27 protein-coding genes and 2 pseudogenes are annotated in these 25,411 nt (G+C 60.5%); 9 read left to right on the top strand and 20 right to left on the bottom strand.

The window, feature by feature from the left end; all coding sequences use genetic code 11:
* Nucleotides 1–70: 70 nt before the first annotated feature.
* Nucleotides 71–454, bottom strand: coding sequence for a hypothetical protein (locus V8686_RS17195; RefSeq protein WP_340696368.1), 384 nt, complete (start codon nt 452–454; stop codon nt 71–73).
* Between the two features lie 103 nt (nt 455–557).
* On the opposite strand from V8686_RS17195, the gene V8686_RS17190 reads away from it, so the two are divergent.
* Both V8686_RS17190 and V8686_RS17185 read left to right on the top strand, forming a co-directional pair.
* Nucleotides 558–1,553 carry an ABC transporter ATP-binding protein gene (locus tag V8686_RS17190; protein WP_340696367.1) on the top strand — a complete coding sequence of 332 codons (996 nt, stop codon included), beginning with the start codon at nt 558–560 and terminating at the stop codon, nt 1,551–1,553.
* Nucleotides 1,550–2,389, top strand: coding sequence for an ABC transporter permease subunit (locus tag V8686_RS17185; protein WP_340696366.1), 840 nt, complete (start codon nt 1,550–1,552; stop codon nt 2,387–2,389). Before V8686_RS17190 ends, V8686_RS17185 begins: the two co-directional genes overlap by 4 nt.
* Nucleotides 2,390–2,538: 149 nt before the next feature.
* Here V8686_RS17185 and V8686_RS17180 read toward each other — a convergent pair whose 3' ends face one another.
* From V8686_RS17180 to V8686_RS17135, 10 genes are all read right to left on the bottom strand, one after another.
* Nucleotides 2,539–3,051, bottom strand: coding sequence for a TspO/MBR family protein (locus tag V8686_RS17180; RefSeq protein ID WP_340696365.1), 513 nt, complete (start codon nt 3,049–3,051; stop codon nt 2,539–2,541).
* A gap of 144 nt (nt 3,052–3,195) precedes the next feature.
* On the bottom strand, nt 3,196–3,852 hold the full coding sequence (locus tag V8686_RS17175; protein ID WP_340696364.1) for a hypothetical protein: 657 nt from the start codon (nt 3,850–3,852) through the stop codon (nt 3,196–3,198).
* A gap of 33 nt (nt 3,853–3,885) precedes the next feature.
* On the bottom strand, nt 3,886–4,719 hold the full coding sequence (locus V8686_RS17170) for a CPBP family intramembrane glutamic endopeptidase (RefSeq protein WP_340696363.1): 834 nt from the start codon (nt 4,717–4,719) through the stop codon (nt 3,886–3,888).
* A gap of 4 nt (nt 4,720–4,723) precedes the next feature.
* Nucleotides 4,724–5,413 carry a YqjF family protein gene (locus V8686_RS17165; RefSeq protein ID WP_340696362.1) on the bottom strand — a complete coding sequence of 230 codons (690 nt, stop codon included), beginning with the start codon at nt 5,411–5,413 and terminating at the stop codon, nt 4,724–4,726.
* A 52-nt stretch (nt 5,414–5,465) separates the two neighbouring features.
* Nucleotides 5,466–6,338, bottom strand: a complete 873-nt coding sequence (locus V8686_RS17160; protein WP_340696361.1) for a polymer-forming cytoskeletal protein — start codon at nt 6,336–6,338, stop codon at nt 5,466–5,468.
* Nucleotides 6,335–7,642: an MFS transporter gene (locus V8686_RS17155; RefSeq protein WP_340696360.1), complete on the bottom strand. Its 1,308-nt coding sequence runs from the start codon at nt 7,640–7,642 to the stop codon at nt 6,335–6,337. Before V8686_RS17155 ends, V8686_RS17160 begins: the two co-directional genes overlap by 4 nt.
* A gap of 84 nt (nt 7,643–7,726) precedes the next feature.
* Nucleotides 7,727–8,539, bottom strand: coding sequence for a CPBP family intramembrane glutamic endopeptidase (locus V8686_RS17150; protein ID WP_340696359.1), 813 nt, complete (start codon nt 8,537–8,539; stop codon nt 7,727–7,729).
* Between the two features lie 297 nt (nt 8,540–8,836).
* Complete coding sequence (locus tag V8686_RS17145) at nt 8,837–9,703, bottom strand: hypothetical protein (protein WP_340696358.1); 867 nt, start codon at nt 9,701–9,703, stop codon at nt 8,837–8,839.
* Nucleotides 9,700–10,281 (bottom strand): flavodoxin domain-containing protein, encoded by a 582-nt coding sequence (locus V8686_RS17140; protein WP_340696357.1) that lies wholly within the window; start codon nt 10,279–10,281, stop codon nt 9,700–9,702. The genes V8686_RS17145 and V8686_RS17140 overlap by 4 nt, the downstream gene beginning before the upstream one ends.
* Nucleotides 10,282–10,434: 153 nt before the next feature.
* Entirely contained in the window at nt 10,435–11,331 is an 897-nt protein-coding gene (locus V8686_RS17135) for a CPBP family intramembrane glutamic endopeptidase (protein WP_379706904.1), read from the bottom strand.
* A 93-nt stretch (nt 11,332–11,424) separates the two neighbouring features.
* On the opposite strand from V8686_RS17135, the gene V8686_RS17130 reads away from it, so the two are divergent.
* Together V8686_RS17130 and V8686_RS17125 are read left to right on the top strand one after the other, a co-directional pair.
* Nucleotides 11,425–11,853, top strand: coding sequence for a universal stress protein (locus V8686_RS17130; protein ID WP_340696355.1), 429 nt, complete (start codon nt 11,425–11,427; stop codon nt 11,851–11,853).
* 128 nt (nt 11,854–11,981) lie between these two features.
* On the top strand, nt 11,982–14,162 hold the full coding sequence (locus V8686_RS17125; protein WP_340696374.1) for a heavy metal translocating P-type ATPase: 2,181 nt from the start codon (nt 11,982–11,984) through the stop codon (nt 14,160–14,162).
* Nucleotides 14,163–14,712: 550 nt separating this feature from the next.
* On the opposite strand, the gene V8686_RS17120 is transcribed toward V8686_RS17125, so the two are convergent.
* From V8686_RS17120 to V8686_RS17100, 5 genes and pseudogenes are all read right to left on the bottom strand, one after another.
* Complete coding sequence (locus V8686_RS17120) at nt 14,713–16,323, bottom strand: hypothetical protein (RefSeq protein WP_340696353.1); 1,611 nt, start codon at nt 16,321–16,323, stop codon at nt 14,713–14,715.
* Entirely contained in the window at nt 16,320–17,096 is a 777-nt protein-coding gene (locus tag V8686_RS17115; protein ID WP_340696352.1) for an ABC transporter ATP-binding protein, read from the bottom strand. Before V8686_RS17115 ends, V8686_RS17120 begins: the two co-directional genes overlap by 4 nt.
* Before the next feature lie 163 nt (nt 17,097–17,259).
* Nucleotides 17,260–17,361 (bottom strand): annotated as a pseudogene (locus V8686_RS17110) (zinc ribbon domain-containing protein); the annotation flags it as partial.
* 2 nt (nt 17,362–17,363) lie between these two features.
* Complete coding sequence (locus tag V8686_RS17105; protein ID WP_340696259.1) at nt 17,364–17,999, bottom strand: IS6 family transposase; 636 nt, start codon at nt 17,997–17,999, stop codon at nt 17,364–17,366.
* 38 nt (nt 18,000–18,037) lie between these two features.
* Nucleotides 18,038–19,222 carry an RNA-guided endonuclease InsQ/TnpB family protein gene (locus V8686_RS17100; protein ID WP_340696351.1) on the bottom strand — a complete coding sequence of 395 codons (1,185 nt, stop codon included), beginning with the start codon at nt 19,220–19,222 and terminating at the stop codon, nt 18,038–18,040.
* Nucleotides 19,223–19,469: 247 nt separating this feature from the next.
* Here V8686_RS17100 and V8686_RS17095 point away from each other — a divergent pair, with 247 nt between their 5' ends.
* The 3 genes and pseudogenes from V8686_RS17095 to V8686_RS17085 all read left to right on the top strand — a co-directional run bounded on the left by V8686_RS17095 (nt 19,470) and on the right by V8686_RS17085 (nt 22,059).
* Nucleotides 19,470–20,867, top strand: a complete 1,398-nt coding sequence (locus tag V8686_RS17095) for a DUF6498-containing protein (protein ID WP_340696350.1) — start codon at nt 19,470–19,472, stop codon at nt 20,865–20,867.
* Nucleotides 20,855–20,953: pseudogene (locus V8686_RS17090) on the top strand (IS5/IS1182 family transposase); the annotation flags it as partial. The gene V8686_RS17095 and the pseudogene V8686_RS17090, both read left to right, overlap by 13 nt.
* 503 nt (nt 20,954–21,456) lie before the next feature.
* Nucleotides 21,457–22,059, top strand: a complete 603-nt coding sequence (locus V8686_RS17085) for a halocyanin domain-containing protein (RefSeq protein ID WP_379706898.1) — start codon at nt 21,457–21,459, stop codon at nt 22,057–22,059.
* 333 nt (nt 22,060–22,392) lie between these two features.
* On the opposite strand, the gene V8686_RS17080 is transcribed toward V8686_RS17085, so the two are convergent.
* From V8686_RS17080 to V8686_RS17070, 3 genes are all read right to left on the bottom strand, one after another.
* Entirely contained in the window at nt 22,393–22,761 is a 369-nt protein-coding gene (locus V8686_RS17080) for a hypothetical protein (RefSeq protein ID WP_340696348.1), read from the bottom strand.
* A gap of 116 nt (nt 22,762–22,877) precedes the next feature.
* Nucleotides 22,878–23,210: a DUF3784 domain-containing protein gene (locus tag V8686_RS17075; protein ID WP_340696347.1), complete on the bottom strand. Its 333-nt coding sequence runs from the start codon at nt 23,208–23,210 to the stop codon at nt 22,878–22,880.
* Nucleotides 23,203–23,661: a hypothetical protein gene (locus V8686_RS17070; protein WP_340696346.1), complete on the bottom strand. Its 459-nt coding sequence runs from the start codon at nt 23,659–23,661 to the stop codon at nt 23,203–23,205. The genes V8686_RS17075 and V8686_RS17070 overlap by 8 nt, the downstream gene beginning before the upstream one ends.
* Nucleotides 23,662–23,864: 203 nt before the next feature.
* Here V8686_RS17070 and V8686_RS17065 point away from each other — a divergent pair, with 203 nt between their 5' ends.
* Entirely contained in the window at nt 23,865–24,182 is a 318-nt protein-coding gene (locus V8686_RS17065; protein WP_340696345.1) for a hypothetical protein, read from the top strand.
* 374 nt (nt 24,183–24,556) lie between these two features.
* Here the strand turns inward: V8686_RS17065 and V8686_RS17060 are convergent, their stop codons facing one another.
* Nucleotides 24,557–24,742: a multidrug transporter gene (locus tag V8686_RS17060; protein ID WP_340696344.1), complete on the bottom strand. Its 186-nt coding sequence runs from the start codon at nt 24,740–24,742 to the stop codon at nt 24,557–24,559.
* Nucleotides 24,743–24,955: 213 nt separating this feature from the next.
* Here V8686_RS17060 and V8686_RS17055 point away from each other — a divergent pair, with 213 nt between their 5' ends.
* The gene (locus V8686_RS17055; RefSeq protein WP_340696343.1) at nt 24,956–25,315 is read left to right on the top strand and encodes a hypothetical protein; all 360 of its coding nucleotides are present in this window, start codon (nt 24,956–24,958) and stop codon (nt 25,313–25,315) included.
* Nucleotides 25,316–25,411 lie beyond the last annotated feature (96 nt).

The following is a 25,411-nucleotide window of genomic DNA, read 5'->3' as shown; positions in this document are numbered from 1 at the left end:
ATCAAACCTCACCCGCGAACTAGCTGGCGGGGGCGGATCATATTCAGCCACGCATTCTACCAACACAGAGTCAACGCTTTCTGAGTTCAGCCAGGGCGATACTCACATACAGTAACCCGATGAGGCGAGTTCCGGGGTATACCCACGATTTCCATTCACAGGTGGTGGCGTCAGTGTACGCAATCTCGGCTGCGTAATCAACGTATGCACGTGGGTATAGCAGCGCAAGAATTCCGATAACGCCGAGGAATTTCTTGAACCGTGAATACGATGTATTGCTTCGCCACATCAGTACGAGGAAGACAAGCCCTTCGAGTCGTGCACCGGGAACCACCCATGACTTCAATTCACACTCGTCTGGATTATCCAGCGCGATCCCCTCGGCAGTATCAATTAGTGTCTCCGGCCACAGGGCTTCGACGATCGTTATCGACGTCAGGACTTTGCGGAGCATATGCAGAAGTTAGAGCCCCCGCTAGATGAACGTATTCTCTGTCTTCATCGCGTTGTGAATAACTATGCCATGGAATTTTGGGGAGTGTATACGTACGGGCAATATGGAAACTCCTTCTCGTTCGATATCCGATTCGAGAGATTCGGCCAATAACGGGGCGATTGCCATCCAGACCACAGGACTGACAAAACGATATGGGAAGGACGTTCTCGCCGTTGACGATCTTGATCTAACAGTCTACGAAGGCGAGATATTCGGGTTTCTCGGGCCGAATGGCGCCGGCAAATCGACGACGATCGATGTGATTATGGACTACGTCCGCCCGTCGGCAGGAAGCGCAACTGTTCTCGGATACGACGCCCAGAATGAGACGCGAGAAATCCACGAACGAGTCGGCATTCTTCCGGATGGATACGGACTCTACGACCGCCTCACCGGTCGTAAACACCTGGAGTACGCAGTCGCGTTGAAGCAATCCGACGACACTGTCGACGACCTCCTTGATCGAGTCGGCCTCGATGCTGCAGCTGCCGACCGAGTCGTCAGTGGCTATTCGAAAGGGATGATGCAGCGATTGGCCCTCGCGATCGCCCTCGTCGGCGATCCCGAACTGCTGATTCTCGACGAGCCGTCTTCGGGACTCGACCCCAACGGCGTTCGCCTCGTCCGTGAGATTGCTCGAAACCACGCCAACCGGGGGAAGACAGTCTTCTTCTCCAGTCACATTCTCAGTCAGGTCGAAGCTGTGTGTGACCGCGTCGCGATACTCAACCGTGGGCGACTCGTCGCTATCGATTCGATCGACGGGCTTCGCGACGCGCTCGGAACGGGATCGACGGTAACGCTCTCAGTCGATGCCATCCCGGACTCGCTGACCCTCGGGGAGTTAGCCGGTGTCTCCGACGTCGCAGTCGATGGCCGAACAATTCGCGTAAGCGTTGATGAGGCCACAGCGAAAGTCGACGTGATCGACCGCATACGCGATGATGGCGCTGCAATTCTCGACGTGACGATCGAGGAGTCGTCGTTGGAAGATCTGTTCAGCGCCTACACTGGCGATGCACCCCCAAAAGTTGATACTTCGGAGGTGGAGCGATGACGCTTGCTACGATCTGGCTGACGATCGCTCGCAAGGAATTCGCCGACGCCCTCCGGTCGCGTATGATCTGGGGCATCGTCGTCATCATCGCCGTGATGACGTCGCTGTCGGCGGGTATCTCACTACTTATCCCCGATGTCGAAGGCGGTGCCGAGATGGCCATCGGCGGCGCTTCGCAGTTCGCGGGACTCCTCGTCCCGATCATGGCGCTGATCGCCGCCTATCTCGCGATTGCCGGCGAACGGGAGTCAGGAAGTCTGAAGGTGATCCTTGGACTCCCGCCGTCGCGGGGCGAGGTGCTCCTCGGGAAGTTCCTCGGCCGAAGTGGCGTGGTCGCTATCGGACTCGCGCTAGGGTTCGTGGTATCAGGCGTGGTCACGGCGGTTCTCTACGGCGGACTACCGGTGGGTGCCTTCATCGGGACGACGGTCTTGACCGTCCTTCTCGGCGTTTCGTTCGTCGGCATCGCCATCGGGATTTCGGCCGTCACGGCGACACGCGCCCGTGCAATGACCTTGGCAATCACGGCATACCTCGGGCTGACGCTCCTCTGGGATCTGGCTCCCAATGCGGTTCACTTGCTGATCACTGGCGAGATGCCCGGTGGAGTCGTGCCCGCCTGGTTCCTGCTCTTACAGGGGTTCAGTCCGACCGGGGCGTACAACGCGCTCGTCCAGCGACTGTTGCTCGGTGGCGGAACTGCTGTGGAAGCGCGGATCGGCGGCCCGACACCTAGCTACCTCGATCCAGCCGTATTCCTGATTATCCTACTCGCCTGGGCAGTCGTCCCGCTCCTCGTCGGGTATCTCAGGTTTCGCCGGGCCGATCTGAGCTAACTGGCCTTATTGAAACCCTCAACTGATGAGAGGTATCGGGAGTCGTGATAACTACAGGGCGCGCAGGGCTGGGTCAGATGAGGTATCCGCGAACCGTGCAATTCGGGCCGTAACGGTGTTCGTAGGGACGAGTGATCAGGAGTCGCGAGCTAATTCAACACCCAGAAGCGGTAGTTGAGATAGGCGGCGAAGGAGACCCACAGGAGATACGGGACGAGGAGGAGAGCCGCCCGTCGATCAACGCGACTGAAGGCCCACATCGTTGCGACGATGAGCAGCCAGAGGAGTCCGATCACGGCCAGCCCCCATCCAATCTCCTGCATGCCGAAGAAGACGACCGACCATCCCACATTGAAGGCGAAGTGTACCACGAATACGCCGAACCCGACCCGCGCTTCGCGAGGTGACGAATCGAGTCGTCGCCAGACGAGCCATAGCGCGACTCCGATGAGTGCGAACAGGACCGTCCAGACGGGACCGAATACCCAGTTCGGTGGCGCAAGCATCGGCCGCTGAAGGGTGTCGTACCACGTGCTGAGACCTTGCGCCGTAAAGATGGACCCGGAAGCCCCGACGATTTCGACGGTCAGGATGGTGGTCGCGAGCGCGAGGATCGGGCGATCGCGTGGAAACCGGCGAAAACGAGCCACTAGTGATGCCATGTGGTCCGATTGGGGCTCTCGACTCAAAAGTAAGGACGTCGAACCCTGGCCGCGGTTAACCTTCTCTCAGAGGAAATCTCTCCATGCCTCAACGACAGATCATTACAGCCACTTTCCGCACATAGGCATACGATTCCACCTTCGTCATCCGGCGACCTGTGCTATCGCGACGGCTTCCCGGTAGCAGGCGACGGCCAGCAACAGATACCCGCCGACCAGGAGCGCCCACTCACGGCGCGTCAGCGACCAGTCGCTGGGCGACCGTACGCGGACGAACTCCTCTTTCCACCGGGGGCCGGATTCCTGATGCCACAGCATTACGCCCCGCGTCGCGACCACGACCGCGACGAGCGCCGTGATCTCCATCGGGCCGCTGCGTTCAAAGAGTACGGTCAACGACGGTACGATGCGCTCTCCCGTCCCGATTGCGAGGGACCCGGTTCCCCAGACTGCCCCGTACCAGGGCGCCTGAACGACCTCGATGACGTATCCCATCGGTGTGTTCACCGACCGGAGCGTGTTCGCGCCGACGGCGATCAGGGAGACACCGACGTTCCACCCGAACAGCCACAGAAACTCCCGCGTGATAGTCCCCGCGTACCCCGTGGCTGCGCCCGGGTTTCCGCCGCGTAACAGCCCCTGGGGAAGGAAGAGGTAGCTGAGAATCCAAGCCGCCGTGAACACGCTCGCGACGACGACCCACAGCGAGACGAACCGGACGAGGACGTCGTCGTGGTTGACGTACCACCCGATTCGTTTCGACACCCGACCGATCGGCCCGGTCGCGTTCGACGCCGCCATACGGACAGGCATCGTGCTCTGCTGACAAATACATTAACGAGCCGGACGGGCAACGCCAAGCGACGTCCCGGCGACGGTGACGAGAACGCCGACGGCGACGGTGAGTGTCCCGACGAGAAGTCCGAGTCCGAGGAACGTCGTCGCACCCGCGACACCCCCCACAGGGTAGTAATTCAGGAGCGCGTTGCCGCCCGCGTGCAAGAGTATCGTCGGCAGGACGCTACCGTCGGATCGGTTCGTGAGCCACGTCAATAGAATCGAGAGTTCGACGAGCTGGAGCAGATAGAGGCCGAGTGGGAGCGTCTGCTGGATGGTGCCCGGAATAAGAATCAGCGGAAGATGCCACCCGGCCCAGACGACACCGACGATGAGCCCGGCCGTGAGCGGGCTGTACGTCTCTTGAAGTGCTGGCAGGAGGTACCCGCGCCAGCCAGGTTCCTCGAGGCCGCCGCCGAGCAGCACGACGAACCCCAGGAAGAGCGGATACTCGATGACGCCCGGAAGCACGTCCGGTGTCACGGCGCCATCGAAGATGACAACGTGGATCACGGCGGCACCGAGAAACAGGGCGACCGGAAGCGCCAGAGCAAGTATATAGTACCGCAGTGCGACGCGAGCCTCGAAGACGTCCCGAAGCCACGCCCTCACGGATCGATCCGATGCCCGAACGAGGACGGCACTCGCGGCGAACGGTCCGAGCCCGCCGAGCACGAACAGGATCGTTCCTGTGGGCGTCGCCCCGGTCTCGCTGATCGCCCACACGCTCCACAGCGACCACGAGATGGTGTACGTAAGAGCGGTGTACCCGAGGAGTATTGTTCGGGGCGACCAGTCTGCGACAGCGGTGGCGTGCGAGCGAGGCGACATTCGATCACACCCGGCGGTTTGGTGACGCGATCGTCGTCACGCCGGGACTGTAGTAGTGGACGGGTTTGGTCTCGGGATGGGCGAACCCATTGGCCTTGAACAGCGTGTTGCTCTCGATGGTCGGGTCAGCCTCGTACAGCGACCACGGCTCGTGGTCGATGGCTGCGTACCGCAGCGAGCCGTCCTGTGCCTCCGTGTAGTACCGGTAGCGCTCGGTGAGGAACTCTTCGAGCGAGCCCGCCTGTACGTCGAGCTTTGGACTTGATGGACCGTAGGTCCCCTCGAAGTGAACCGGGCGAGCGCCGGGATGCAATCGCCTGCTCTCGAACCTGACGTCCCCGTCGTCTTCGGTGAGCGAACAACGTGCGTAATAGTACGGGAGGTGATGGAAGAGGCGTGCGCCGCCGACGCCGAAGATGCCCTGGGCATCGAGACTGAAGAAGTACACTCCGGCGTGGCCGTCGTGGGTGACGTACGTCCGGAGGTTGAGTTCGGGAAGAGGGAACCCCCAGCCTTCGGGGATCCACGTCGGCCGGACATCCACGTTCGTAAAGGGGACGACGGAGAGCCACGCGTCGCCGTCGTACGTATCGACCGAGAGTGCCGACGGAAGGTGGGCGTCGAGGATCTCGGGATCGATGGGCCAGTTCGCGAACAGGACGTGTCGCCAGCCCATGTGGAGTGCTGTTACCATCGCCTAGACACCTCGATTCGGGTACTCGGGTGGGGAAACGCTGCGTACACGGTCAGGTACCTCCCGGGATCGTGACGGGCTCGAATCGCTGGAGGCCGAAGTACGTGTTCAGGACGGCACCGAATCCGACGACTGCGACGGTTAGTTGTGCGATCCCGCCGAGGTAGGGAACGAGCCCGACGAGCTCGAGGACAAGCAGGAACGCGGCTATTCCTGCGAGCGTCGCGACACCGTCGCGCTCGATCGGGAGGCGCCTCCCGATGAGGTATCCGAATACAGCCTGGCCGTAGAGGATGACCAGAAACTCGGCGAACAGTCCGACGATGGCGAGCGGGAGCAGGATGAGGGTGAACGCCATATAGACGAAGAGCACGAGGAGGGTCGTTGCGCCGAGGCTGCCGACGACGCCGCTGACGAGCGCGTGCTCGGTGATCGCCGCGCCGACGTTCTCGATGACGAGTGGGTGCCGTTCGACGAGCCACCACCCGAACGCGCCGAGGACGAGGAACTGCAGGAGGAACGCCCCGATCCGCTGAGCGGGCGAACTCGACGGGGTTGGCGGCTCGAATTGCGACACGCGGCCGACCGACGCGTCGGAGCTGACCGCAGCGGAGCCTGAATACGTCTGGAGGGTCCCGGTCACGGTCGCGCCGTCATTTACCGAGAGGTTCCCATTGAGGAGCGTCACGTCGCCGTCGACGGTGCCGTTGATGTCTGCGGTCCCGCCGATTACGTAGACGTCGCCCTTGACGGTCGCGTCACTGGGGACGGTGGTGGTCCCGCCGGCGACGACGTGGACGTCAGCGAGTGAGTCGATGTCGGTGGCGCCCTGAAACGTCACGGACATCTCCTGGACGTCGCCGCCCCCGATAGAGATCATGAGAAGGACGACGATGAGGAGTGGGATGGCCTCCGTCGGACTCATGCACTCGTACCTCGTTTTTCGCGAGCGAGTTCAACCATCCGTCTAGCGTACAGGCCGACCGCGAGCCCGAACAAGAGGAGCAGGGAGAGCGCCTGTACCACGTTCAGGTGCGAGAGGAGCGTGAGGTCGGCCGCCTGGAAGTACAGCGCGAGCGCGGTACTCGAGAACGTGGCGAGCCACCCGGCGACGCCGATCCCGATCGCGGAGTGAGTGCCGATCGTCTCCGACGTCGAGAGGTCGGGCCAGAGCGCGAAGTTCAGCGTCGTGTAGAAGCTCACTGCCACCGCGTACAGGGCGGGGTTCAGGGGGGACGTTTCGTCGCCGGCTATGGACGGGAACAACTCTGCGAAACGGAGGTCGGACGTGTACATGACGTGTGTGAGCGCGAACAGTGCGAACGTCCAGAGGAAGATACGCGAGAGCGAGTAGTTCGAGTAGATGACGCCGGCAATCACAGCACCGACCACGTGTGCGACGGCGATGAACAGGCGCGTCGAGAACTCCGGCGACTGCCAGGAGCTCAGGAGGAGCGACGGCGTGTCGATGATCCGAAGGAATCCGAGGCTGTCGATGAAGAACACACCGAACATCAGGACGACCGGGACGGCGAATGCCAGACTCCACGTACGAACAGGATCCCCGTGACAGAATCGTCCAGTGCCGTACGTCTCGTGTTGCGCCCCGAGGGCGTCGAGGATCGCATCGAGACGGTCGAAGCTTGCGAACGACAGGATGCCGAGCACGAGAAGGCCCGGCGCCATCGCGGCGACCATCAGCTGACTGAAGACGTCGACCGACCAAGAGAGAGGAATTGCGTTCGCCAGGAAGTACGCGATGGCCGTGATCGCCGCGGCGACGTAGCCCCGGTCCGGAACGGGAATGAGATCGATTGCGAGTGAGAACGAGACTGGAAATCCGATACCGAGCCCAATCGACGCCAGGATTATCCATGCACCGAAGGCGAGAGCGGTCCGAACCATCGGGGCAACGAGCGTGAGTGCGAACTGGAGGCAGACCACGCCGAGCAGGAGTCGGAGTTTCGTGCGGAGGTCCGTGCTCCACCCGCGGCGGTCCATCGTCATACCGGTCGCGATGGCGACGGCGAGCGTCACGAGCGCGAGCGCCGCCATCCACATCGAGACGGCCGTCTCGGACAGCCCAACGAGGCGTGTCCCGAGGTCGATGAGTCCGAGCTGGACGAACGTGATGTTGTAGTAGTAACCGGCGACCATCAGCGCGACGAAGAGGCCGTAGCCGGCTACTGTCGTCCACCGTTGTTCTCGGATGTATGCTCTCAGCTCCATTCCGATGTTCTTGATATGTCGTGAGACTGCACCTCTGATAAATTGGGGCCACCGTGATAGGTGGAGGGGCGGGATTCACTACAGTCAGGGTAGCGCGACTTGTACGAGCGAGAGTGCTACCAAGGGGACGTGGAAGGCGGCGTGGGCCACCATCGCCGCTTCGAGGCTCCGTTGCCAGTACAGCCACCCAAAGAGGACGCCTGCGATCGCGTTCAGAAGAATTGTCCGGGCGACGAGTGCTGGGGTTAGGCCGACGGACTGTGCGAGCGCCGGGAGATGGCCGATCCCGAACAGCACTGCAGAGATGACGATCGCGACCCACATGACTCCCGATCCGGGGCCGTCCGACCGACGGCCGGTGAGCACCCAGCCGATGAATGTGAGCGCCGACATGAGTCCGTAGCGGAGCAGTAGCTCCTCCGTGATGCCACCATAGAGGAACCTGACCGGTGCATACGCGAGGACGCTCACCACAGTCGCGTCGGTCGCCCCGATCGCTGACTGGGGCAGGTTCTGAGCGATGAACGGTGCCAGCGCGACATCGAGAAGTAGAATCAGTAGTCCCCCGATAACGCCGAGGCCGACGGCAAGTCGAATCTCGGGCCGGAGGCGTCGCCAGACGTCGTCGCCTGTCCTTGCCCAGTCAATAAGGTACGATGGCAGCTCTACTCGCGGAGCCGTGTACGTACCGATTAGACACGCGACGGCGAGCAGAAGAAGTGAGTTGACCCCGGCAGACACAGCGAAGAGTGGAAGCGATAGACCGGTCGGGATGGCCGTCGTCGGCGTCGTGAGATAGATGTACCCACTGAGGGCGACGATTCCAGGCGTACCGGCTAGCAGCGTCACGCCGAACGGCTTTGCGAAGGAGGAGGAGGCATGCTCGGTTGGAGACATACGATGCTGAATCTCAGTGCAACGAAAAAAGTAGTTTCACTGTCGTCGCTCACGCGCCAGTGTTGTGGATTCTCACCGAGATGGACCGTCGTATCGCCCCATTCCGGCGTGGAGATGGCCATCGATCTGGGCCCATCCCTGCCGGCCGTCCACGTAGATTGCAGGGGAGGGACCCGCTTCGAACGTGTTGAAGCTTTGCCTTGTCACGTCGGAGCAGAATTAACCGTCATCCCCCGAGTTTTTCTCACGCGGTAATCACTCGCTCTGTGGTCGGCGTTGGGTCGGTCTGTTCTCTGGTCAGTCTGTTTGTGTACTACCTCCGGTGGGAGGATGGGTTATAGAAGCACTAGAAGGGATGGCTCGGATGAAACGGGCCACAAGGGTGAGACCAGCGAGACTCAGGAGAGCGAACGATACGATCTGAGGAAGCGGGACGGATTGGCCGTTCTGGAGCATGAATACAATCATGGCGAGGACTGCGAGGCCGAGGGTGGTACCCTTCACCAGGAGGACGCCGGTAAAGACGTATCCCCACGCTCGTCGCTTCCAGAGAAAAGCCGCCGAGAGGGCGAACGACGGGACGACGACGCCGAGATCAAGTGACTGGATAACGGGAACCGGGAGCGTCGTTTCGGCGATGCTTGGGGGTCTGGTTCCGGTGAGGCTCGCCGGACCGACCTCGGCGAGCCACATCAGTGCCACGAGGCCGGCGACGAGAAGCTGGAACGCGACGTAGCCACGAACCGGGTGATCGTCGAATGCCTCTTCCAAGTCTGTCGGATCGATGCGAGCGATCCCGCCGATGAGCGTGAACAACGTCAGTCCGAACAGCGCGACGTAGACAAGATAAAGCTCGTTGAACGCTGTGAGTAATGCATACGAAGCGTACGTATAGAGAAGGTAGCCGGTGACACCGAGCCAAACGACATAGCCCCGTAGTGACCCCTGGTGCGCGTAATAGAGGGCGCCGGCAAGTGTAGGGACGGCGATGCCGAGCGTCAGCAGGTCCTGTCCGTACAACTGTGGGAGGAGAACCTCGGCGTCTCGGTAGAACTCGGGAACGAATAGGCCAACGCTAGTCCCCATAACCGCGAGCAGGAGGGTAAGCGTCGACGCAGCAAGATAGGGCCGAGTGAGTCGTCGGGGCGGTTGCGAGGCTGTCATGCCGCCGGATCCTCAGTGGTGTCCGTGACAACGCCGAGACGGCCTTCGACGAACGCGGCGACATCCGCTGCGAAGGCGTCGACAGCGTCCCAGTCGGTGAACTCGATATCACCCGTCGATTTCCGCTCCTCGGCGAGTAGGTCTTTAGCGATTTGCTTCATCATCAGGCGTTTGAGAAACCCGTACTCGGAGAACCGAAGCGCGCCGCCGAATTGCCCGATTCGATCCGGATGCCATCCGGTTTCCGTGACGAACGATTCGACGTATCCCGCAGCCTCTTCGCGCTTCTCCTCGTTTGCCGAGGACAGCGACACCTGGAAGAACGCAGTCGGCATCCCCGATAGGGCGCCCCGATTCTCGGTGACGAAGTCACGGACCTCGTCCTGATGTTTGCCGACGTGGATCGACGCGCCCACGACGACAGCATCGTACTCTTCCAGTGTGAACGGGTCCGGTCGGTCATGCACGTCTATCGCGCTCACCTCGTGGCCGCGCTCGCTGACTGTGGTCGCGATCCGCTCTGCGATCTTCGCCGTTTGGCCTTCGCCCGTCCCGTAGAGTATCAGAAAGGAACTCACGTGTTCTCACACCTCTGCACACTCCTTCGCTGCGGCACTCAATAAATTCTAGTCGGCCCCGAACTTCCAGCCCAGTCACGGCGCGACGGAGGTGTTGGTTCGAACTGGAGCAACTGCGAACTCGTAATAGGAGTCCATTGTTGGTGGGTGTGCTCACCCAAGGTCTTCTGACTCGGTCTCCGGTGGGAGGCCGGCGTCTTGGGGAGTTGGTGGGTCGCGGTTCGCGAGGCGGTCAGCGCCGTAGACGAAGACCAGCAAGATCGCAATCAGCACGAGTGGAACTGCTCCGGTGACTTCGGCGAGCAGGTTCAGCCAGGGGTCAGGCACACCGTTCGGGATGAGCGCCTCTGGATCGGCGGGATGGAAGATTCCCATCGCATTGACGCCCGCATGGAATACCGCGACGGCGAGGACGCTCCCCCCGGTGCTGTTGTACATCCACGTCCAGAGAATCGAGCCTGCAAGGATGGAGACCATCCAGAGGAGTTGCTGGGAGAGCGGCCAGCCGCCGTGGGTGGTCGTGGCGTTCAGGAACAGCGGGACGTGCCAGGCGGCCCACGTGACGCCCACGATCGCACTCGAGGTCAGCGCGCTGTAGGAGTTCTGGAGTATGGGCAGCATGAAGCCACGCCAGCCGAGATCCTCCTGGCCGCCACCCCAGACGGTCCCCCACGTCATCGCGAACAGATAGATGAACGGTGATTCGAACTCGGTGAGGTCAATCGGACCTCCGCCTACGACGAACAGCAAGACGCCGAGTGAGAGGATGATGAACGGGAGTCCAATCGCGAGCGCCCACCATTTCACACCGATTCGCCATTTGAACATCTGTCCGACCCAGGTTCGGAGGCTCCCACCGGAGGCCCAGATGACGACTGCGGCACCAATTGGTGGACCGAACCCGCCGAATCCGATCAGGATCGAGTGCGTCCAGGAGGCTTCCATGCCCGAATACGCGAGCGCGCCCTGGATCGTCCAAGTGAAAGCGTACGCGATTACAACGAAACTCAGGAGGCGATGCTGATCGATCCACGTGCTGATACTAGACACACCAACTTTTGTGGCCACATCGTAGTTAACGGTACTCCCGGCCGCCGTGTTCCCGGCACTAGACTCTTCTCAACTCGTCTCAAATCCATTCGTATGCCCGACACCGTTCTCGTCGCCTTCGACGGCTCGCCGCTTGCCGAGCGTGCGCTCACCTACGCTCTTGAGAACTTCCCGGACGCAACCATCACCACACTGTACGTCATCAATCCGGTCGACTCGGTAATCGACGTGGAGGCTGGTGGCTTGCCAGTCGCTGAGGATTGGTATGACAACGCCCAAGAACGCGCCACCAACATTCATACGACGGCTACGAAGCTCGCGGCAGAGCACGGAATTGACCTCCAGACTGTCACAGAAGTCGGTCGGCCGGCGCGTACGATCCTCGAATATGCCAGCGATCACGGGATCGACCAGATCGTTCTGGGTAGCCACGGACGGTCAGGAATCGACCGGACGCTCCTCGGAAGTGTCGCCGAAACAGTTACCCGCCGGGCACAGATCCCGGTGACGATTATTGGATGATCTCTTCTATTAATGGGCTGCCACCCAAGAGCGTTCTGAGGGTGCTGTGGGTCGATCTATGTAGTCCGACGAATGCTTGCTGGAGTATCTAAAACGTGAAATCAACACAAACCATAGGTACCGAGAACGTGGCCGTTACTGAATCTCCGTCTCTCTCGACGTGTTCTGTTCGAATTGAACGGCGGGGTGGTCGTGGTGAAGCGGGAGCGCGGGCACTCGAACGACACCTGCAGCGTCTCTCCGGCGTCCACGACGTCGACGTCTCGTTTCGAACGGGGAGCGCGCGGATCACCTACGACGGGAGCGTCACCTCGGAAGAAACGATTCGAGACGCAGTCCGCGACCGTAACGTCTCGATCCAGGACGACACCGATACGGCAGCGGATGACGTGAGTACCCGCTCGGAACTCAGGCGGGAGGCAGTGTTCGTCGGCTTGACGCTGCTCGGGATGGTGACCGGTCTCGTGACCGGGTACCTCGAGGGACCACAACTGCTCAGGTGGGCCGGCTACGCCGTCGCATACGTCTTCGGCGGTTGGTACGGGCTCAAGGGGGCCATCGGGACGCTGCGCCACCGTGCAGTCGACATCGACCTCCTGATGATCGTCGCCGCGCTCGGCGCGCTCTCGATCGGCGCACCGTTCGAGGGCGCGATGCTGTTGTTCCTGTTCTCGCTGTCGAACACGCTCCAGCACTACGCGATCGGCCGTTCACGCCGGGCGATCAAGTCCCTCGTCGAGATGCGACCGGACGAAGCCCAGGTGCTACGCGACGGCGAGGAAGTCACCGTTCCCATCGACGATGTCGCCGTCGGTGACGTGTTCGTCGTTCGTCCCGGCGACAGAATCCCGCTCGACGGCGTCGTCACGTCCGGCGAGGGGACGGTCGATCAGGCGTCGCTCACCGGCGAGTCAGTGCCCGTGCCGAAGGAACCCGAGGACGAGGTGTTCGGTGGAACGATCAACGAGAGTGGTAGCCTCGAAATCGAAGTCACGCGGCAAGCCCACGAATCGGCGATCAGTCGCCTCATCCACATGGTCGAACGCGCCCAAAGTGAGAAGGCCCCGACACAGCGGCTCATCGACCGCCTCGAACAACCGTACGTCATCGGCGTGTTCGTCCTCACGATAGCGGCCATCGCGATTCCGCTCGCACTCGGGAGTGAGTTCACCAGTACGTTCTACCGCGCGATGACCCTGATGGTCGCCGCGTCGCCGTGTGCGGTCATCATCTCCACGCCGGCGGCGGTGCTGTCGGCGATCGCCTCCGGCGGCAGGCAGGGCGTCCTGTTCAAGGGCGGCGAGCACGTCGAGGCGGCGGCGAACATCGACGCGGTCGCGTTCGACAAGACCGGTACGCTCACGCGAGGTGAGACACAGCTGACGGACGTGTTCGTCCGTGACGGCCTCGCGGACGAGTCACTGACGCCGGACGAACTGCTCTCGCTCGCGGCCGCCGTACAGGCCCGCTCGGAGCATCACTTGGCTCGTGCGACCGTCTCGGAAGCCGAAGACCGCGCTCTTGACGTTCCCGACGCGCGACGGTTTCAGTCGGAGGCCGGGAAAGGCGTTCGCGCCGATGTCGACGACGGAACCATCCACATCGGGAATCGAAGTTACGTCGAGACGGTTCTCGAAGACGCTGCGATCGAGGGGCTCGAACCTGGTCTCGATCGGCTTCAGACCCTGGAGGCGGAGGGGAAGACGAGCGTCCTCGTCGCCCGCGAGCACGGCAACGACGTCACGGTACTGGGATGGCTGGCGTTCACCGACACGGTCCGCCCCGGGGCTGCAGAAATGATCGAGGACCTCCGGTCGCTCGGCGTGGAGCACATCGTCATGTTGACCGGCGACAACGAGCGCGTCGCCCAGCAGATCGCGGACGAAGTCGGTATCGACGAGGTGCAAGCGGAACTGCTGCCGGAAGAGAAGGTGGCGACCATCGAAGAGCTGGTCAAGCGATACGAGAACGTGGCGATGGTGGGTGACGGGGTGAACGACGCTCCGGCGCTGGCGACGGCAACACTCGGTATCGCAATGGGTGGGGCTGGTACCGATGTAGCGCTCGAGACGGCTGACGTCGTGTTGATGGGCGACGACATCGGGAAGATCCCCTACGTGCTCGGGCTCGGTCGCAGAACGCGCCGGACGCTGACAGTTAACCTCGCAATCGCGTTCGGTGCGATCGCGCTGATGGTTGGCACGATTCTGTTACGCGGTATCCCCCTGCCGCTGGCCGTGATCGGCCACGAGGGCTCGACGGTCCTTGTTTCCCTGAACGGCCTTCGGTTACTCGGGTTCCGCGAATAACCGATCGCTAAAAACTTCGAATGGACCGATGACGCCGATCAGCAACAGCTGGTGTCGTCGGGAGTCCACGCACACGCCCTCCCATCCGCTCCTGGGCGATTCTTCACTCAATTCGCGATCTTCTTCGGCAAGCAACTTCTCGCGAGCCGAGTTGATGTTCGAGCGAACGGCGTCCTCGGTGACCCCTCTGATTGCAGCCCACTGCGCAACCGTGTAGCGCTTAGCCTCCTCGACGACGGTGCAGTCGACGGCTTCCTGAAGCGAGCAATCACCGGCCAACAACTCGGCGATTCTCGAGGAAATCCTGCTCCTCCCAGGCTAGTGCGGCGTCTTCGAACCGATGGTGCTCCCGATTGTAGACGGCGAACATCTGGACGGTTCCGTCGCGCTTCCCGTAGTGAAGTGTCGCCCAATTCCCCGACTCAGAAAGTGCTCCAGGACTCCTATTCAATACTAGGAGCATTTACTAGGAATAGATAGTAAGACTTAGACGGGGAATCTGGCCTTCTCCAATTTCTCTATTGAATCTTCTATTAAATGATACAATTGCTTAATCAACGGTGTATCGACGATATCGCCGCAGAGCATACCGATATGAGCCATACGACATCCCCATCGTCAGCAGGAGATACACACCCACGCCGATGCCCAGTACGGGTGTTACGGTGACGTGCCCGGTGAGAGTGTACCATGTTGTAATCAATCCGATGATGGTGCCGCCGCCCACGATAAACATGTATCCGATCATTACGAGAGTTGAGGGGACGACTGTCTCGGTCCCCCAGAATTCGCGCTCTTCGTAGATCGGGTACACGGCTCCGATCCCGACGGCAAACAGCGCTGCTGCGAGACACATCCCGACACCGACGACAGCAAACGCGATCGCATACTTTAGCGCCGTTCCGAGTAGTATAGAAGCGAGAGAAACGAGCATCGCAACCGGAATTCCGATGGCGAGGCCAGCGACAACGCGTCCCCGTACCACCGTCCGGGTCTCAGTCGTGGTGAGCAAGAGGAGTGGCAGCTGCGGCCGGTCGTCGCCGAGCGGATTCAGTCCGAAGGTCGCGCCCGCGAGATACGTCCCAATCCCCACACCTGTTCCGGCAACGAGCGGTCCGAGTGCGTCGCCTGACGACTGGACGACCGTCGTGCCCAGCGGTCCGATGAAAAACAGAATCATCACGAGATGACCGAGTTCTCCGGGGTTCCGAACACCGCGGATCAGAATCCCCCATGCGATACGCCCTGACTTTCGCCACGCGAACGGTCGTGGTGCTTGGAATCCGCCAGCGGATGTCGTCTCTGCTTTCGACGCACTAGAAATTGGCCTGTCGGTGAACCACAGCGTCGATGCCTGTCGAGTCGCGAGTGAGAGTCCGAGCGGCGTCGTTGCGAGCAGTACGCCGAGGACGCCGACTGCTGCCATTGACGTCGGCTGTTCGAGTCGTGTCCCGACGAATGCCAGCGCAACGTAGTCTGTCAGTGGCGCGAACGTGAGTATCTCGAGAATTGCGCGTATCGAGACGCCTTCCTCGACGACGTATCGACCGACGAACTGGGATGCGACGACCAGGCCGAGCATTGCGACGACACCTCCCACCTTCAGGGTGCGGTGAACGGTGGGGAGGTGTCGGAACACGCGCAGGAGAGCCAGTCCACTGGCGTAGCCCCAGACGGCTGCCCAACAAACGATCGGGAGCAGAACGAAGCTAACCGCGAGAGGAAGCCAGGGTGAACCGAGCCCGAGCGCGAACGTGAGGAACACTGCTCCCAGGGGAAGACCGAACCATACCGTCACGCGACCGATCTCCGCTGTGATGAGTCCTACGACGACGGCTCGAGGGTGCACTGTCGTCAACAACAGGTCTTCCGAGTCGCTGCTACCGATCCGTTCCAACGTTCGAAAGATTGCAAGTACGAGAATACCAGCGGGTAATACCGTTGCAGCGGGTGCGAGATACGGAATTGTCGTGATGGATCGTGCGGTCTGCCCGAGGATGTACGCCGTCGGGAGGATGAAGAGGAGATTGCCGCCGAAAAAGAGGACTGCAAAGCCCAGCCCGAGCAATCGGCGCTTGTTTTTGAGCTGTCGTCGAACGCTCCGAAGGAACTCGGCGCGTCCGATACGCGCTCCATGGCGAAGATCAGATCGGACGCTCATTCTGTCTCCGACACCGTCTCCGTGGTACTCTCGCTGGTCACAGCGAGGAACGCATCTTCCAGTGTTCCACCCTTACCGGTCTCTGCACGGGATTGCAACTCCGCAGGCGTCCCCTCGGCGACGAGGTGTCCATCGAAGAGGACACCGACCTCGTCGGCGACTGCCTCGACGACCGGAAGGATGTGCGTCGAAAGGAAGACGGTCGTTCCGTCGTCAGCGAACTCGGTGATCGAGTCACGAATTCGGCGGGCTGCACGCGGATCGAGTCCCGACGTCGGCTCGTCCAAGAACAGGACGTCAGGCTCGTGGAGCACGCTCTGGATGAACGCCGTTTTCTGCTTCATCCCTTTCGAGTAGCCGCTGATGCGCCGGTCGGCATCGTCGACCAATTCGAACTGGTCGAGATATTCGGTGATTCGCTCGCCGGCGGTGGACCGTGGAATGTCCCGCAGATCGGCGACGTACTCGAGCTGTTCGCGAGCGCTGAACTCCTCGTACAGCGGCGGGGTTTCGGGGAGATACCCGACGAGCGTCGCGATGTCCCGTCGGTCGTCGACGGAGACACCACGGATGCTGACTGTTCCAGATGTCGGACGGGACAATCCAGTCAACAGTCGCATCGTGGTGGTCTTTCCCGCACCGTTCGGCCCGAGAAATCCATAGACTGTTCCCGTCGGAATCGAGAGCGAGACGCCATCGAGGGCGACCTCGGAACCATACGTTTTTGTGAGATCAGTCGCCTGGATGGCGACATCGTCCGTCGTGGAGGGCATGATGTCCTCGCGTTCGAAGGGGCACCGCCTAATCGTTGCGAACTCTTATCGATCCGCTAGACACGTGAGGTGCTTCCGTTCACAACAGATCCCTGTCTGATTGGTCGGAGGCACTTCGAGATGGTCGGTGCTGACTCTAGTCAACTACCCCACCCTACTTCGCTCACCCTGACGGGTTCGCTCGTCGAGAGTGGGGCTTGTCCATGGACTCGGCCTCTGACCCTTCCGGGTAGGCGGTGAATCCGCCGTTCGGCGTCACGGTCCTGTTCAGATTAGTTGATTCCATGCGAAGGCGAACGATCGAAGCCACTCGTTTGCAGTTTCTGCTTCGGCGTTGCTAAAACAATTCGAGAAACTGGTAGTTCTGCGTTTTACTTCACGAAAGACACGTTCGACGCTGTTCCGATTTCCGTGGCGTTCATATCTGAAATCGAGGCCGTGGCGACGGCACGCGTCGTTTAGTGGTGTCGCGCCATCGACGAGAAACACGGCGTCGTCAACGTTGTGTTTCTCGCGCAATTCACGGAAGAACGAGTAAGCAATAACGTTAGTTCTCGTCGGCTCAAGCTTTGTATGGAGTAATTCGTTCGTCTCTGGATCAACCGCAGCGTACAGCCAATACCGCTCGTCATTGAGTCGGATCACCGTTTCATCAACCGCAACGTGATCCGGGCTTCGACCCTCTTCGGGCTGTAGATCTGCCTTGTGAACCCAGTTGTGAACAGTGGAGCGTGCCCGCTCAACACCAAATATCTCAAGAATAGAGACAGTATTCGAGAGTGATAGTCCGGCAAGATGGAGCTGAATACTGAGCTTCATCAACAGCCGAGGTGTTGCCTCTCGTTCCACAAAACCTAACTCGATTCGGTCGAGACACCCGTTGAGGCTAGCGTTTTCGGGCATAGAACACTCAGAAAACGCTACGCCTCACCTTTCAATCCTTATCTGAACACGAGGGGCGTCACGGCCCCAGACTTTAGGGCAAGTTGACTGTTGCCCGTCCGCCGAGACGACTGTTGGCCTCGACGGACATACCGCATACCGATGTTCTTCGCCGCATTGTAGTCCGCGTTCGCTGCCGACTCACACTTCTGACAGCAGAAATCAGCGCGAGTCAGACGATTCTCGTCCGCTGTAAAGCCACACTCAGCGCACCGTTTTGACGTGTACGCCGAACCCACCTGCTTCACCGAGATTCCTTCCGATTCGGCTTTGTACTCCACCTGTTCGTACAGCGTTCGAAACGCCCACTTGTGCCCCCACGACGCACCCGTTCGGTCGCGGATGTTGGTCAGGTCCTCGAACGCTATCACGTCACACTCGTACCGGAGTGCTTCGTTCACTATCGCGTTCGACGCTCGGTGGAGAACATCACGGACGTATCGTAGCTCACGACCACTCGTCTGTTCCAGTGTCTGGTGGGCGCTTCTCGTCCCGGTCTGTTGGAGTCCGGCGCGCACCTTCTCAAACTCGCGGAGGTCGTGGGTTAACTCCCGTCCACTGAAGAAGTAGGCGGTGCTGGTGACGGCGAGGTTTTCGATACCGAGGTCAACCCCGAGAACCGTTCCGTCCTCGGCGGTGTTCTGCTCGGTCTCGTTCTTCCCTCGGCGGAAGCCGATATGTAAGAAGTAGTCGCCGTCACGGGCGGTGAGTGTACTTTCCGTGACGCTCCAGTCGTCGGAATCGAGGTACTGGCGTTGGTAGCCATCGTCGGCGTCGGGAAGGGCAAGCGGACACCGGATGCGACTCTCCGTGGTGGAGAGCGACACCGTATCGTCATCGAACAGCGTCATGGTGCGAGTGTCGTACTTCACCGTGGGTGCGGTGAAGGTCGGCTTGCTGGTTGTCTTCCCTTTCGAGCGGCGTTCGAGACAGCCGGTGATGGCTTGTGCGGCTTGGTGGGTGGCGAGAATCGCGTGCTGACTACCGAGGTCGGTATGTTCGCGCACGTCGTCGTAGGCGAGGGGCTGTACGTCACTTTTGGCGTTGCACTTGCCCCACGCCAGATCGGTGGCGAGTTGGCAACCACACTTCCACTCGGTGATAGTTTCTTCGAGTAGGTCGCGTTGTTCGTCCGTGACTTCGAGACGAGTGATTGCGGTCCGACGCACGTAGTCGTCTGCCACAGTTTCAATGTAAATAGATGGCTACTTATAAACTCACGTTTGTGACCTATTCGAACGCGCTCCTCTCCTCCCTACTCGCTCCCTATAGTCGCTCCTTGAGGAAGGGGACTCCGCGCTACCGTTTCAGTTGAGCAGTCCGCGTCAACTCCGTTGATTTAGTGCCCTACCTCCCTGACGTATGGTGATTAAACACGGGCGTCGGCCCCACACCAACAACTTTTATTCATTACTTATAGATGATGAATCGATGGAGCCACCATCAAACGATTCGTCTGCCGTGTTTCTGGTGGCAGTCGCGGCGAACGTCGTCCCGCTGGTCGGCGTGTTCCACCTCGGGTGGAGCGCACAGACGTTCGCGGTCGTCTACGCGATGGAACTGGTCGTCGCTGTCCCGTTCGCCGGATTGAAGGCATTGTTCGCGCGCCGCCCGCCGAACTACGACGAGCTGGAGCGTCCCAGGGAGGGTGACCCGCTCAAGCCCGACGAGTGGGGCGGGGTCTCCGTCGGACCGAGCGACCTCAACCGCCGGCGTGGGAGCGTCACAGTCGTCGACCCGCTCCCGCCGATCTACCCCCGGAACTTCCCGTTCGTCTTGCGAGCGTTCGGGGGTGCCGTGGCACTCGTCGGGATGTTCCTCTTCGTACTGAGCCGTTTCATCGACGTGCCGGCGACGCTCGCCGATCCGATTGTGGCGGCCAGCGCCGTCTCCCTGGTCGTCTCTCACGTCGGCGTCATCAACCGCGAGTACTTCCGGAAGCGGCGCCACGAGACGAGCACCCCCCGGGACGTGATCGGAAGCGCGAAGAACGAGGCCGGGGTAGCCGTGGTGGTGCTCTGGTTCGCGACCGTCGGCGGCCCGGCCGGCGCGCTGGTCGCGTTCGTCGCGGTGAAGCTATTCGCGGAGTGGCGGGGCTACCGCGTCGGGCAGTCGTCCTACACCGACAAGGGGGTGGGGACGCTCCCGCCTGTGGCGGCTCCGGACGCGTCGCCGACGGCTGAGGTCCGTCCGGACCGGCGCGCCGTCCGCGGCGCCGCGCTCTGGCGGGGCGCGAAGTCCGCAGTCGGCAGCGGCCCGGCGTACCTCCTCGCGTGGGTCGGGCTCACCGGCGGATCGATAGGGTCGGTCGCTGCCACGGTGGTCTGTTTCGGCCTCCTGCCGGCCGGCATCGGCGGGCTGAAGGCCGTCGAGTACGCTCTCACTCATGGTACGCTGGCGTACCAGCGCCGCGACGACGCGGTAGTCGCGTACGACGACCTCACCGGGGCGGTCCAGTGGGCGATCCCCGTCGATGACCTCCGGGACGCCGAGCTGTGCGAGGGAGAGCTCCTTGACCGCGCCTGCGACACCCGAACGTTCTCACTCATGCCGTCCGCGGGGGAGTACGAACTCAGCGTTGCGCACCTCCGGGAGTATGGCCGGGCCGTCGAGGCGTTCGAGCTTCCGGTTGAGACGACGGCGTTCGGCCCACTCGACCGACGCGTGGTCGGGGTGGCGGCCGCAGTCGGTGCTTTTGGCATCGCCGTCGTGGCTGGTCTCGCCTACTACGCTCCCTCCGTCGCGGCCGTCGCCGCCGGGTTCGGCGGCCCGTTCGGCGTCGTCGCCCTCAGGTCGGCGTGGCAGTGGGCGCTCCCGGCGACGCCGTGAGAGCGCTCGGCTGGTATCGGCAGTTCCATAAGATCGTTTTGATGTTTGCCCTCATCAACATAGAATCGCTGCGTGAACCGCTGTAACCGTAACTCAGCATCTATTCAACACAGCAGTTCTGTCAGGCTCCGAGGATTCCAACAGAGCCACCGAACGATGAAATTACATCTCCCGGACATATGTGGGTATGGGGGAACTCCCAATACTGGGGAAGCATCATCGGCGTTGGTTTGACAATATCTCGACTTGCGGACTGCAATGCAACGGTCCCCAACCCGCAGACAAATCCTCCGCAGCACCGCTCTCGCTGGTATCGTGGCGATAGCTGGGTGTAGCACAATAAATCGGACGGCAGACACTCCGAGCACCACATCGCCGACAAGTGCGAACACCCCCGAAAAAAACGGCGACGACTGCCACAGAGGCTACTCTGACGCCACCCGATTCGACCAACGACTGGCTGACGAATGCCAACGGGTACCGAGAAGATACGCCTTGATACGGGCCTGGCGAGCAACCGACGATCGACGTCGGCCACCCGGTGGAGGGAGGGTTGTCGTTCGATCCCCCAGTGATCGAAGTCGCTCCCATGACGAACGTGACCTGGGACTGGACTGGTCACGGCGGCCTCCACAACGTCGTCGCGCTTGATGGTACGTTCGACAGCGGCCGACCGAACGCCCAACCGGGCACGGCCTATCACTACATCTTCGAGGAACCGGGAACGTACCCGTTCGTCTCGGAACCGCACCGGGGGGAGGGAATGCGTGGCGCCGTGATCGTTAGAGAGCCTCCGTCGACGGGGAACGACACCGTCGACATGTGGGTCGTCGACAGTAGTAACTTCGACGGCACGGTGGTCGATCGGACCGACGTCGACACCGCGACGATCACCGTCGGGACCGGGGGCAACAGAGGTCACTTCGCTTTCGATCCACCCATTCTGAGGATCTCGACGGGCACGACGGTCGAGTGGAAGTGGACCGGGAACGGCGGCGGACACAACGTGGTGTTCCTGAACACAGAGATTCACTCTGGTCAGGTGACCCACGAACCCGGGGTCTACTTCCGGCACACGTTCGAACAGTCCGGAACGTTTCGCTACGCCTGTCAGCCCCACGAGCACTCGGCCAGAAAGGAGCGATCATCGTCGAATGACTGGTGCCGTCTAATTGAGACAGCGACGAGTTAGACAGGACGGGATTTTTCAACTGATGCGGTAGCGCGGAATCCCCTTCCTCGAGCGCGAGCGCAGCGAGCGTCAGGGCGGGATCGTTGATTAAGGTGGTCTCAGGCTACTCGTCGATAGAGCTCCCAGCCCACAGCGATACTGACACAGGTAACCCCGAGAGCGAGCGCTATCGTGCTGTCAGTTTCCCCGAATTGCCAGCCGAAGGCGACGTATCCGATCACACCGAAGATTGCGGCGATGACTCCGAAGTATTGGAGAGCGTTCGACGACGAGCTGTGCCCTGGCATCGGTTTCTAGTGAGACGAGTATCGGACAAATACCTCCGAGAGACCGTTACGTTAGTTGGCGGAAGGAGAGCCATGCGAGATTTCCGAGGTCCGTTACGAGAAACGCCCCGGTCGAGGCGTAGAGCGGTGTGAGACCTGCGTACTCAGTCCCGACGATGTAGAGACTACTGAATTCGATAGTGACGATGACACAGGCAAGAAGTATCCAGCCGATGGCTTTCCACGTCTGGTCGTACTGGGGCCAGTACTCGTCGTAAGCTGTCGGCACACCGACCGCCAGCGTGACCAACAGGAGGAAGCTCCCCGCCGATGCATTCTCGGAGACTATTGATTGAAACGCGTACGACAGTGGAAATGCGGCGAATATCGAGACGAATATCGTGAGGTTTCGTTGGCTCGTTGCCCAATTCGTCACTCTGGACCCGAAGCTTGTGGAGGGGACGTGCGTGAGTGATGCTATCGAAACGTAAAATAACCTGTGTGCTTGGAGTTTGCAACTGGTCCAAAGAGCGTCTATGGTCCGGTGACGCTTCAGTTAGTGTTGTTCCGTTCGGAAGTGGACTCGTAGCGGCGAGCACCCCGGATCATTCGGACGGCGATGACAACGATTGCGAGCACGAACACGATCCAGTACCACTCGTTGTCGACGGTCGACGGTTGAAGTTCCAGAACACCGACACAGACTGTCAGGACCGCAACGTAGAGTGCGTTCGTGCCAATGAAGTCAGCTAGGCCCTCCTCGTCTGCAACCTTCTCGGGGTCGTATCCGGCGATCAGGTCCACCACGCCGACGTACTTGATCAGTACACCGAGGATACCGACGAAGATTCCCGCACCGATCGCGGACAGTGCGTGTTCAGTCACGGGTCTGCTGAGACAGCGCTTTCCCTCGGAGTCGTTCGATACTTGATCGGCCGAGATATCCAACGGCGAACCCGACGGTTCCGATGATGAGGGTGGCGACGCCGAGCACAGCCAGCCCGACCGGATCGAAGAGAAAGGCGAACTTCCCGCCGAGCGAGTGACTCGAGAGCCCGAGGAACGCCCAGTCGGCCCGAAAGCCGATGTAGGCCGCGAACAGGCCGAGCCACGCGACGACCAGTCCGCTATGTCGAGCCCCGACGCCAACGGCGACGACGAAGCCGACGAGTGTCGCCGCTGCCGGCAGGACGATCACACCACCGGACACCTGAAAGAGCCCGAGCGCGTACGCACCGAACGTTCCAGTGAGGATCGTGAGGATAACGAGGACATCGATCACCCACTGAAAACGACTGCGGGGACGTCCGACGAGTACTCTACGGAGGGGGACCATATTCCCGGTTCCAGAGCGAACGGGAAAAGTGCTGTCTCGTCTATTGTTCGTTCGTGTGGCGTCCACTTTTTGACACTAATCGTGTCTCTCTCGGTTAGTCGATGATCCGGTTCTGGATTCTGGGCGTGACTCGATCGGTTCTCGGCTCATCTCCGTCCATGACTCACCAAAAATTGCTTGTCAGTCCCGGTTGACGACTCCGCATGGCCCTCCCCGCAGTGCTCGGAGTTCCAGATTCGACACTCGGTATCGTGCTTGGAGCTGCCTGGTTAGTCGTTCTCGGAGTCGCCGTGTATCAATATGCGAGCGGCAATCGGTCGCGTGAACAATTCTATATGGTGGCGTGTATGGGTTCGTTCTGGCTGGCGTACAGCCTGTTACAGGTTTCGAGTGCTGTCTCGGGGACAGTAGAGATCGGTGTCGTGAGTCTCGCTGCTGGATCGTTCTTCGTCGGTGTCGTTGCCGGTCTGCGATGGCGAGAAAGGCGCCGTTCAGACACCGAGAACGACGTGGCTGTATGAGACTGTCTATTTCGGGACACCTGCTCCATAGAGAACAGCGGTTGTGGATACCTGTTGATTGAGCTCTGTGGAAATTATCAACAGCTGACAAACTCTGGTGTGGGAAGATACGTACTGGTATGCCCCTATCCAGAATGAAATTTTAAAACGACCATGACGACAAATGCGCTAATTGCGCCTAGTAATCCGACTTCGACCGAGGAGTTGCCGAGGACGACGAGTCCGATCAATGTGCCGATGGCTATGGCGAGCCCAGATGCGAGAGGGCTACTGGTCACGATACCTTGTTTTCTGCCGACATAGGTGGTGCTTTCGAACAAGAAGTTTCAGCGACGGGGGCGTCGGGTAATTGATTGGCAAATGTTCGAGCAGATTTAGCGGGCTCTTCTGATAACGGCCAATACGGCAATTCCGGCCACGGCCACACCGATAAGCGTCGGAACGAGTTGCCCAGATCCCCACTCCCAGTCCAAGAACTGCGTTCCCACGATCGCGACAAGTGCAACGAGGAGGCCGAATGCCGTGATCCAAGAGGACTGCTCTCCGTATCCGGGACCCATACTACCGTGTTTGTTGTTGAAGAGGTATGAACTTGTTCTGTACCACATCAAGAGGAAGTACGAACAGCCACCGAGAGTGTCATAGAACAATGCCCAAGATGATTAATTTCCCCGTGAAGATATCCGAAATCACTGGTAGATAGACCTGCGTATTGACCGCTAAGATTCTATAATTACCTTAGTGCTTTGTGTTCGCGTGATGAAGTGTCTGGTATGAGTGAGCAGGAACTTGATCCAGTCGAACAACTTCGACGGGTCGGGATCGGACTGATACTGGGTGGGCTCGCCTTCGGTGGACTGTCATTTGGTATTGATGCGGTTGTGAGTGGTATCGTGCTGCTGGGTGCTGGTATCATCGTCTGGTGGGGTGAATATCGACGGGAGTTGACTGTCGGGATCGGGGTCGGAATCGGGGTGGCTGGGTTGGTTGTCCTCATGGATCTATGGACCGATACCGGCTTCAGCGGACTTCGGCTGGCGGGATTCATCGTCGCGCTCGGGGTAGTCGATTACGTGCTTGCGCCTGCCTACGGTAAAATCCAAGATGCCGGTGGACGGGCCAGTGGGAAGTAGGTACGCATGGACATACTTACCGCATATAATGGTTTGCTCATCCGCTTCGGCCTCTACCAACTGATTTTTTGGCCAACGGTGGGCTATTATGTCGCC

The sequence above is a fragment of the Haloplanus litoreus genome (genome assembly GCF_045690335.1).
GTDB lineage: Archaea > Halobacteriota > Halobacteria > Halobacteriales > Haloferacaceae > Haloplanus > Haloplanus litoreus.
Note: the sequence above shows the minus strand (reverse complement) of the source record. Positions and strands in the feature narration are given on the sequence as shown.

Excerpts from the sequence above, each read along its gene's own strand:
- V8686_RS17095 (WP_340696350.1), top strand. The coding sequence starts at position 19,470 with ATGGAGCCACCATCAAACGATTCGTCTGCCGTGTTTCTGGTGGCAGTC.
- V8686_RS17055 (WP_340696343.1), top strand. The coding sequence starts at position 24,956 with ATGAGTGAGCAGGAACTTGATCCAGTCGAACAACTTCGACGGGTCGGG.
- V8686_RS17130 (WP_340696355.1), top strand. The coding sequence starts at position 11,425 with ATGCCCGACACCGTTCTCGTCGCCTTCGACGGCTCGCCGCTTGCCGAG.
- V8686_RS17175 (WP_340696364.1), bottom strand. The coding sequence starts at position 3,852 with ATGGCGGCGTCGAACGCGACCGGGCCGATCGGTCGGGTGTCGAAACGA.
- V8686_RS17185 (WP_340696366.1), top strand. The coding sequence starts at position 1,550 with ATGACGCTTGCTACGATCTGGCTGACGATCGCTCGCAAGGAATTCGCC.
- V8686_RS17115 (WP_340696352.1), bottom strand. The coding sequence starts at position 17,096 with ATGCCCTCCACGACGGACGATGTCGCCATCCAGGCGACTGATCTCACA.
- V8686_RS17195 (WP_340696368.1), bottom strand. The coding sequence starts at position 454 with ATGCTCCGCAAAGTCCTGACGTCGATAACGATCGTCGAAGCCCTGTGG.
- V8686_RS17160 (WP_340696361.1), bottom strand. The coding sequence starts at position 6,338 with ATGAGTCCGACGGAGGCCATCCCACTCCTCATCGTCGTCCTTCTCATG.
- V8686_RS17150 (WP_340696359.1), bottom strand. The coding sequence starts at position 8,539 with ATGTCTCCAACCGAGCATGCCTCCTCCTCCTTCGCAAAGCCGTTCGGC.
- V8686_RS17060 (WP_340696344.1), bottom strand. The coding sequence starts at position 24,742 with ATGGGTCCCGGATACGGAGAGCAGTCCTCTTGGATCACGGCATTCGGC.
- V8686_RS17105 (WP_340696259.1), bottom strand. The coding sequence starts at position 17,999 with ATGCCCGAAAACGCTAGCCTCAACGGGTGTCTCGACCGAATCGAGTTA.
- V8686_RS17085 (WP_379706898.1), top strand. The coding sequence starts at position 21,457 with ATGACGAACGTGACCTGGGACTGGACTGGTCACGGCGGCCTCCACAAC.
- V8686_RS17065 (WP_340696345.1), top strand. The coding sequence starts at position 23,865 with ATGGCCCTCCCCGCAGTGCTCGGAGTTCCAGATTCGACACTCGGTATC.
- V8686_RS17070 (WP_340696346.1), bottom strand. The coding sequence starts at position 23,661 with ATGGTCCCCCTCCGTAGAGTACTCGTCGGACGTCCCCGCAGTCGTTTT.
- V8686_RS17155 (WP_340696360.1), bottom strand. The coding sequence starts at position 7,642 with ATGGAGCTGAGAGCATACATCCGAGAACAACGGTGGACGACAGTAGCC.
- V8686_RS17145 (WP_340696358.1), bottom strand. The coding sequence starts at position 9,703 with ATGACAGCCTCGCAACCGCCCCGACGACTCACTCGGCCCTATCTTGCT.
- V8686_RS17120 (WP_340696353.1), bottom strand. The coding sequence starts at position 16,323 with ATGAGCGTCCGATCTGATCTTCGCCATGGAGCGCGTATCGGACGCGCC.
- V8686_RS17180 (WP_340696365.1), bottom strand. The coding sequence starts at position 3,051 with ATGGCATCACTAGTGGCTCGTTTTCGCCGGTTTCCACGCGATCGCCCG.
- V8686_RS17170 (WP_340696363.1), bottom strand. The coding sequence starts at position 4,719 with ATGTCGCCTCGCTCGCACGCCACCGCTGTCGCAGACTGGTCGCCCCGA.
- V8686_RS17165 (WP_340696362.1), bottom strand. The coding sequence starts at position 5,413 with ATGGTAACAGCACTCCACATGGGCTGGCGACACGTCCTGTTCGCGAAC.
- V8686_RS17190 (WP_340696367.1), top strand. The coding sequence starts at position 558 with ATGGAAACTCCTTCTCGTTCGATATCCGATTCGAGAGATTCGGCCAAT.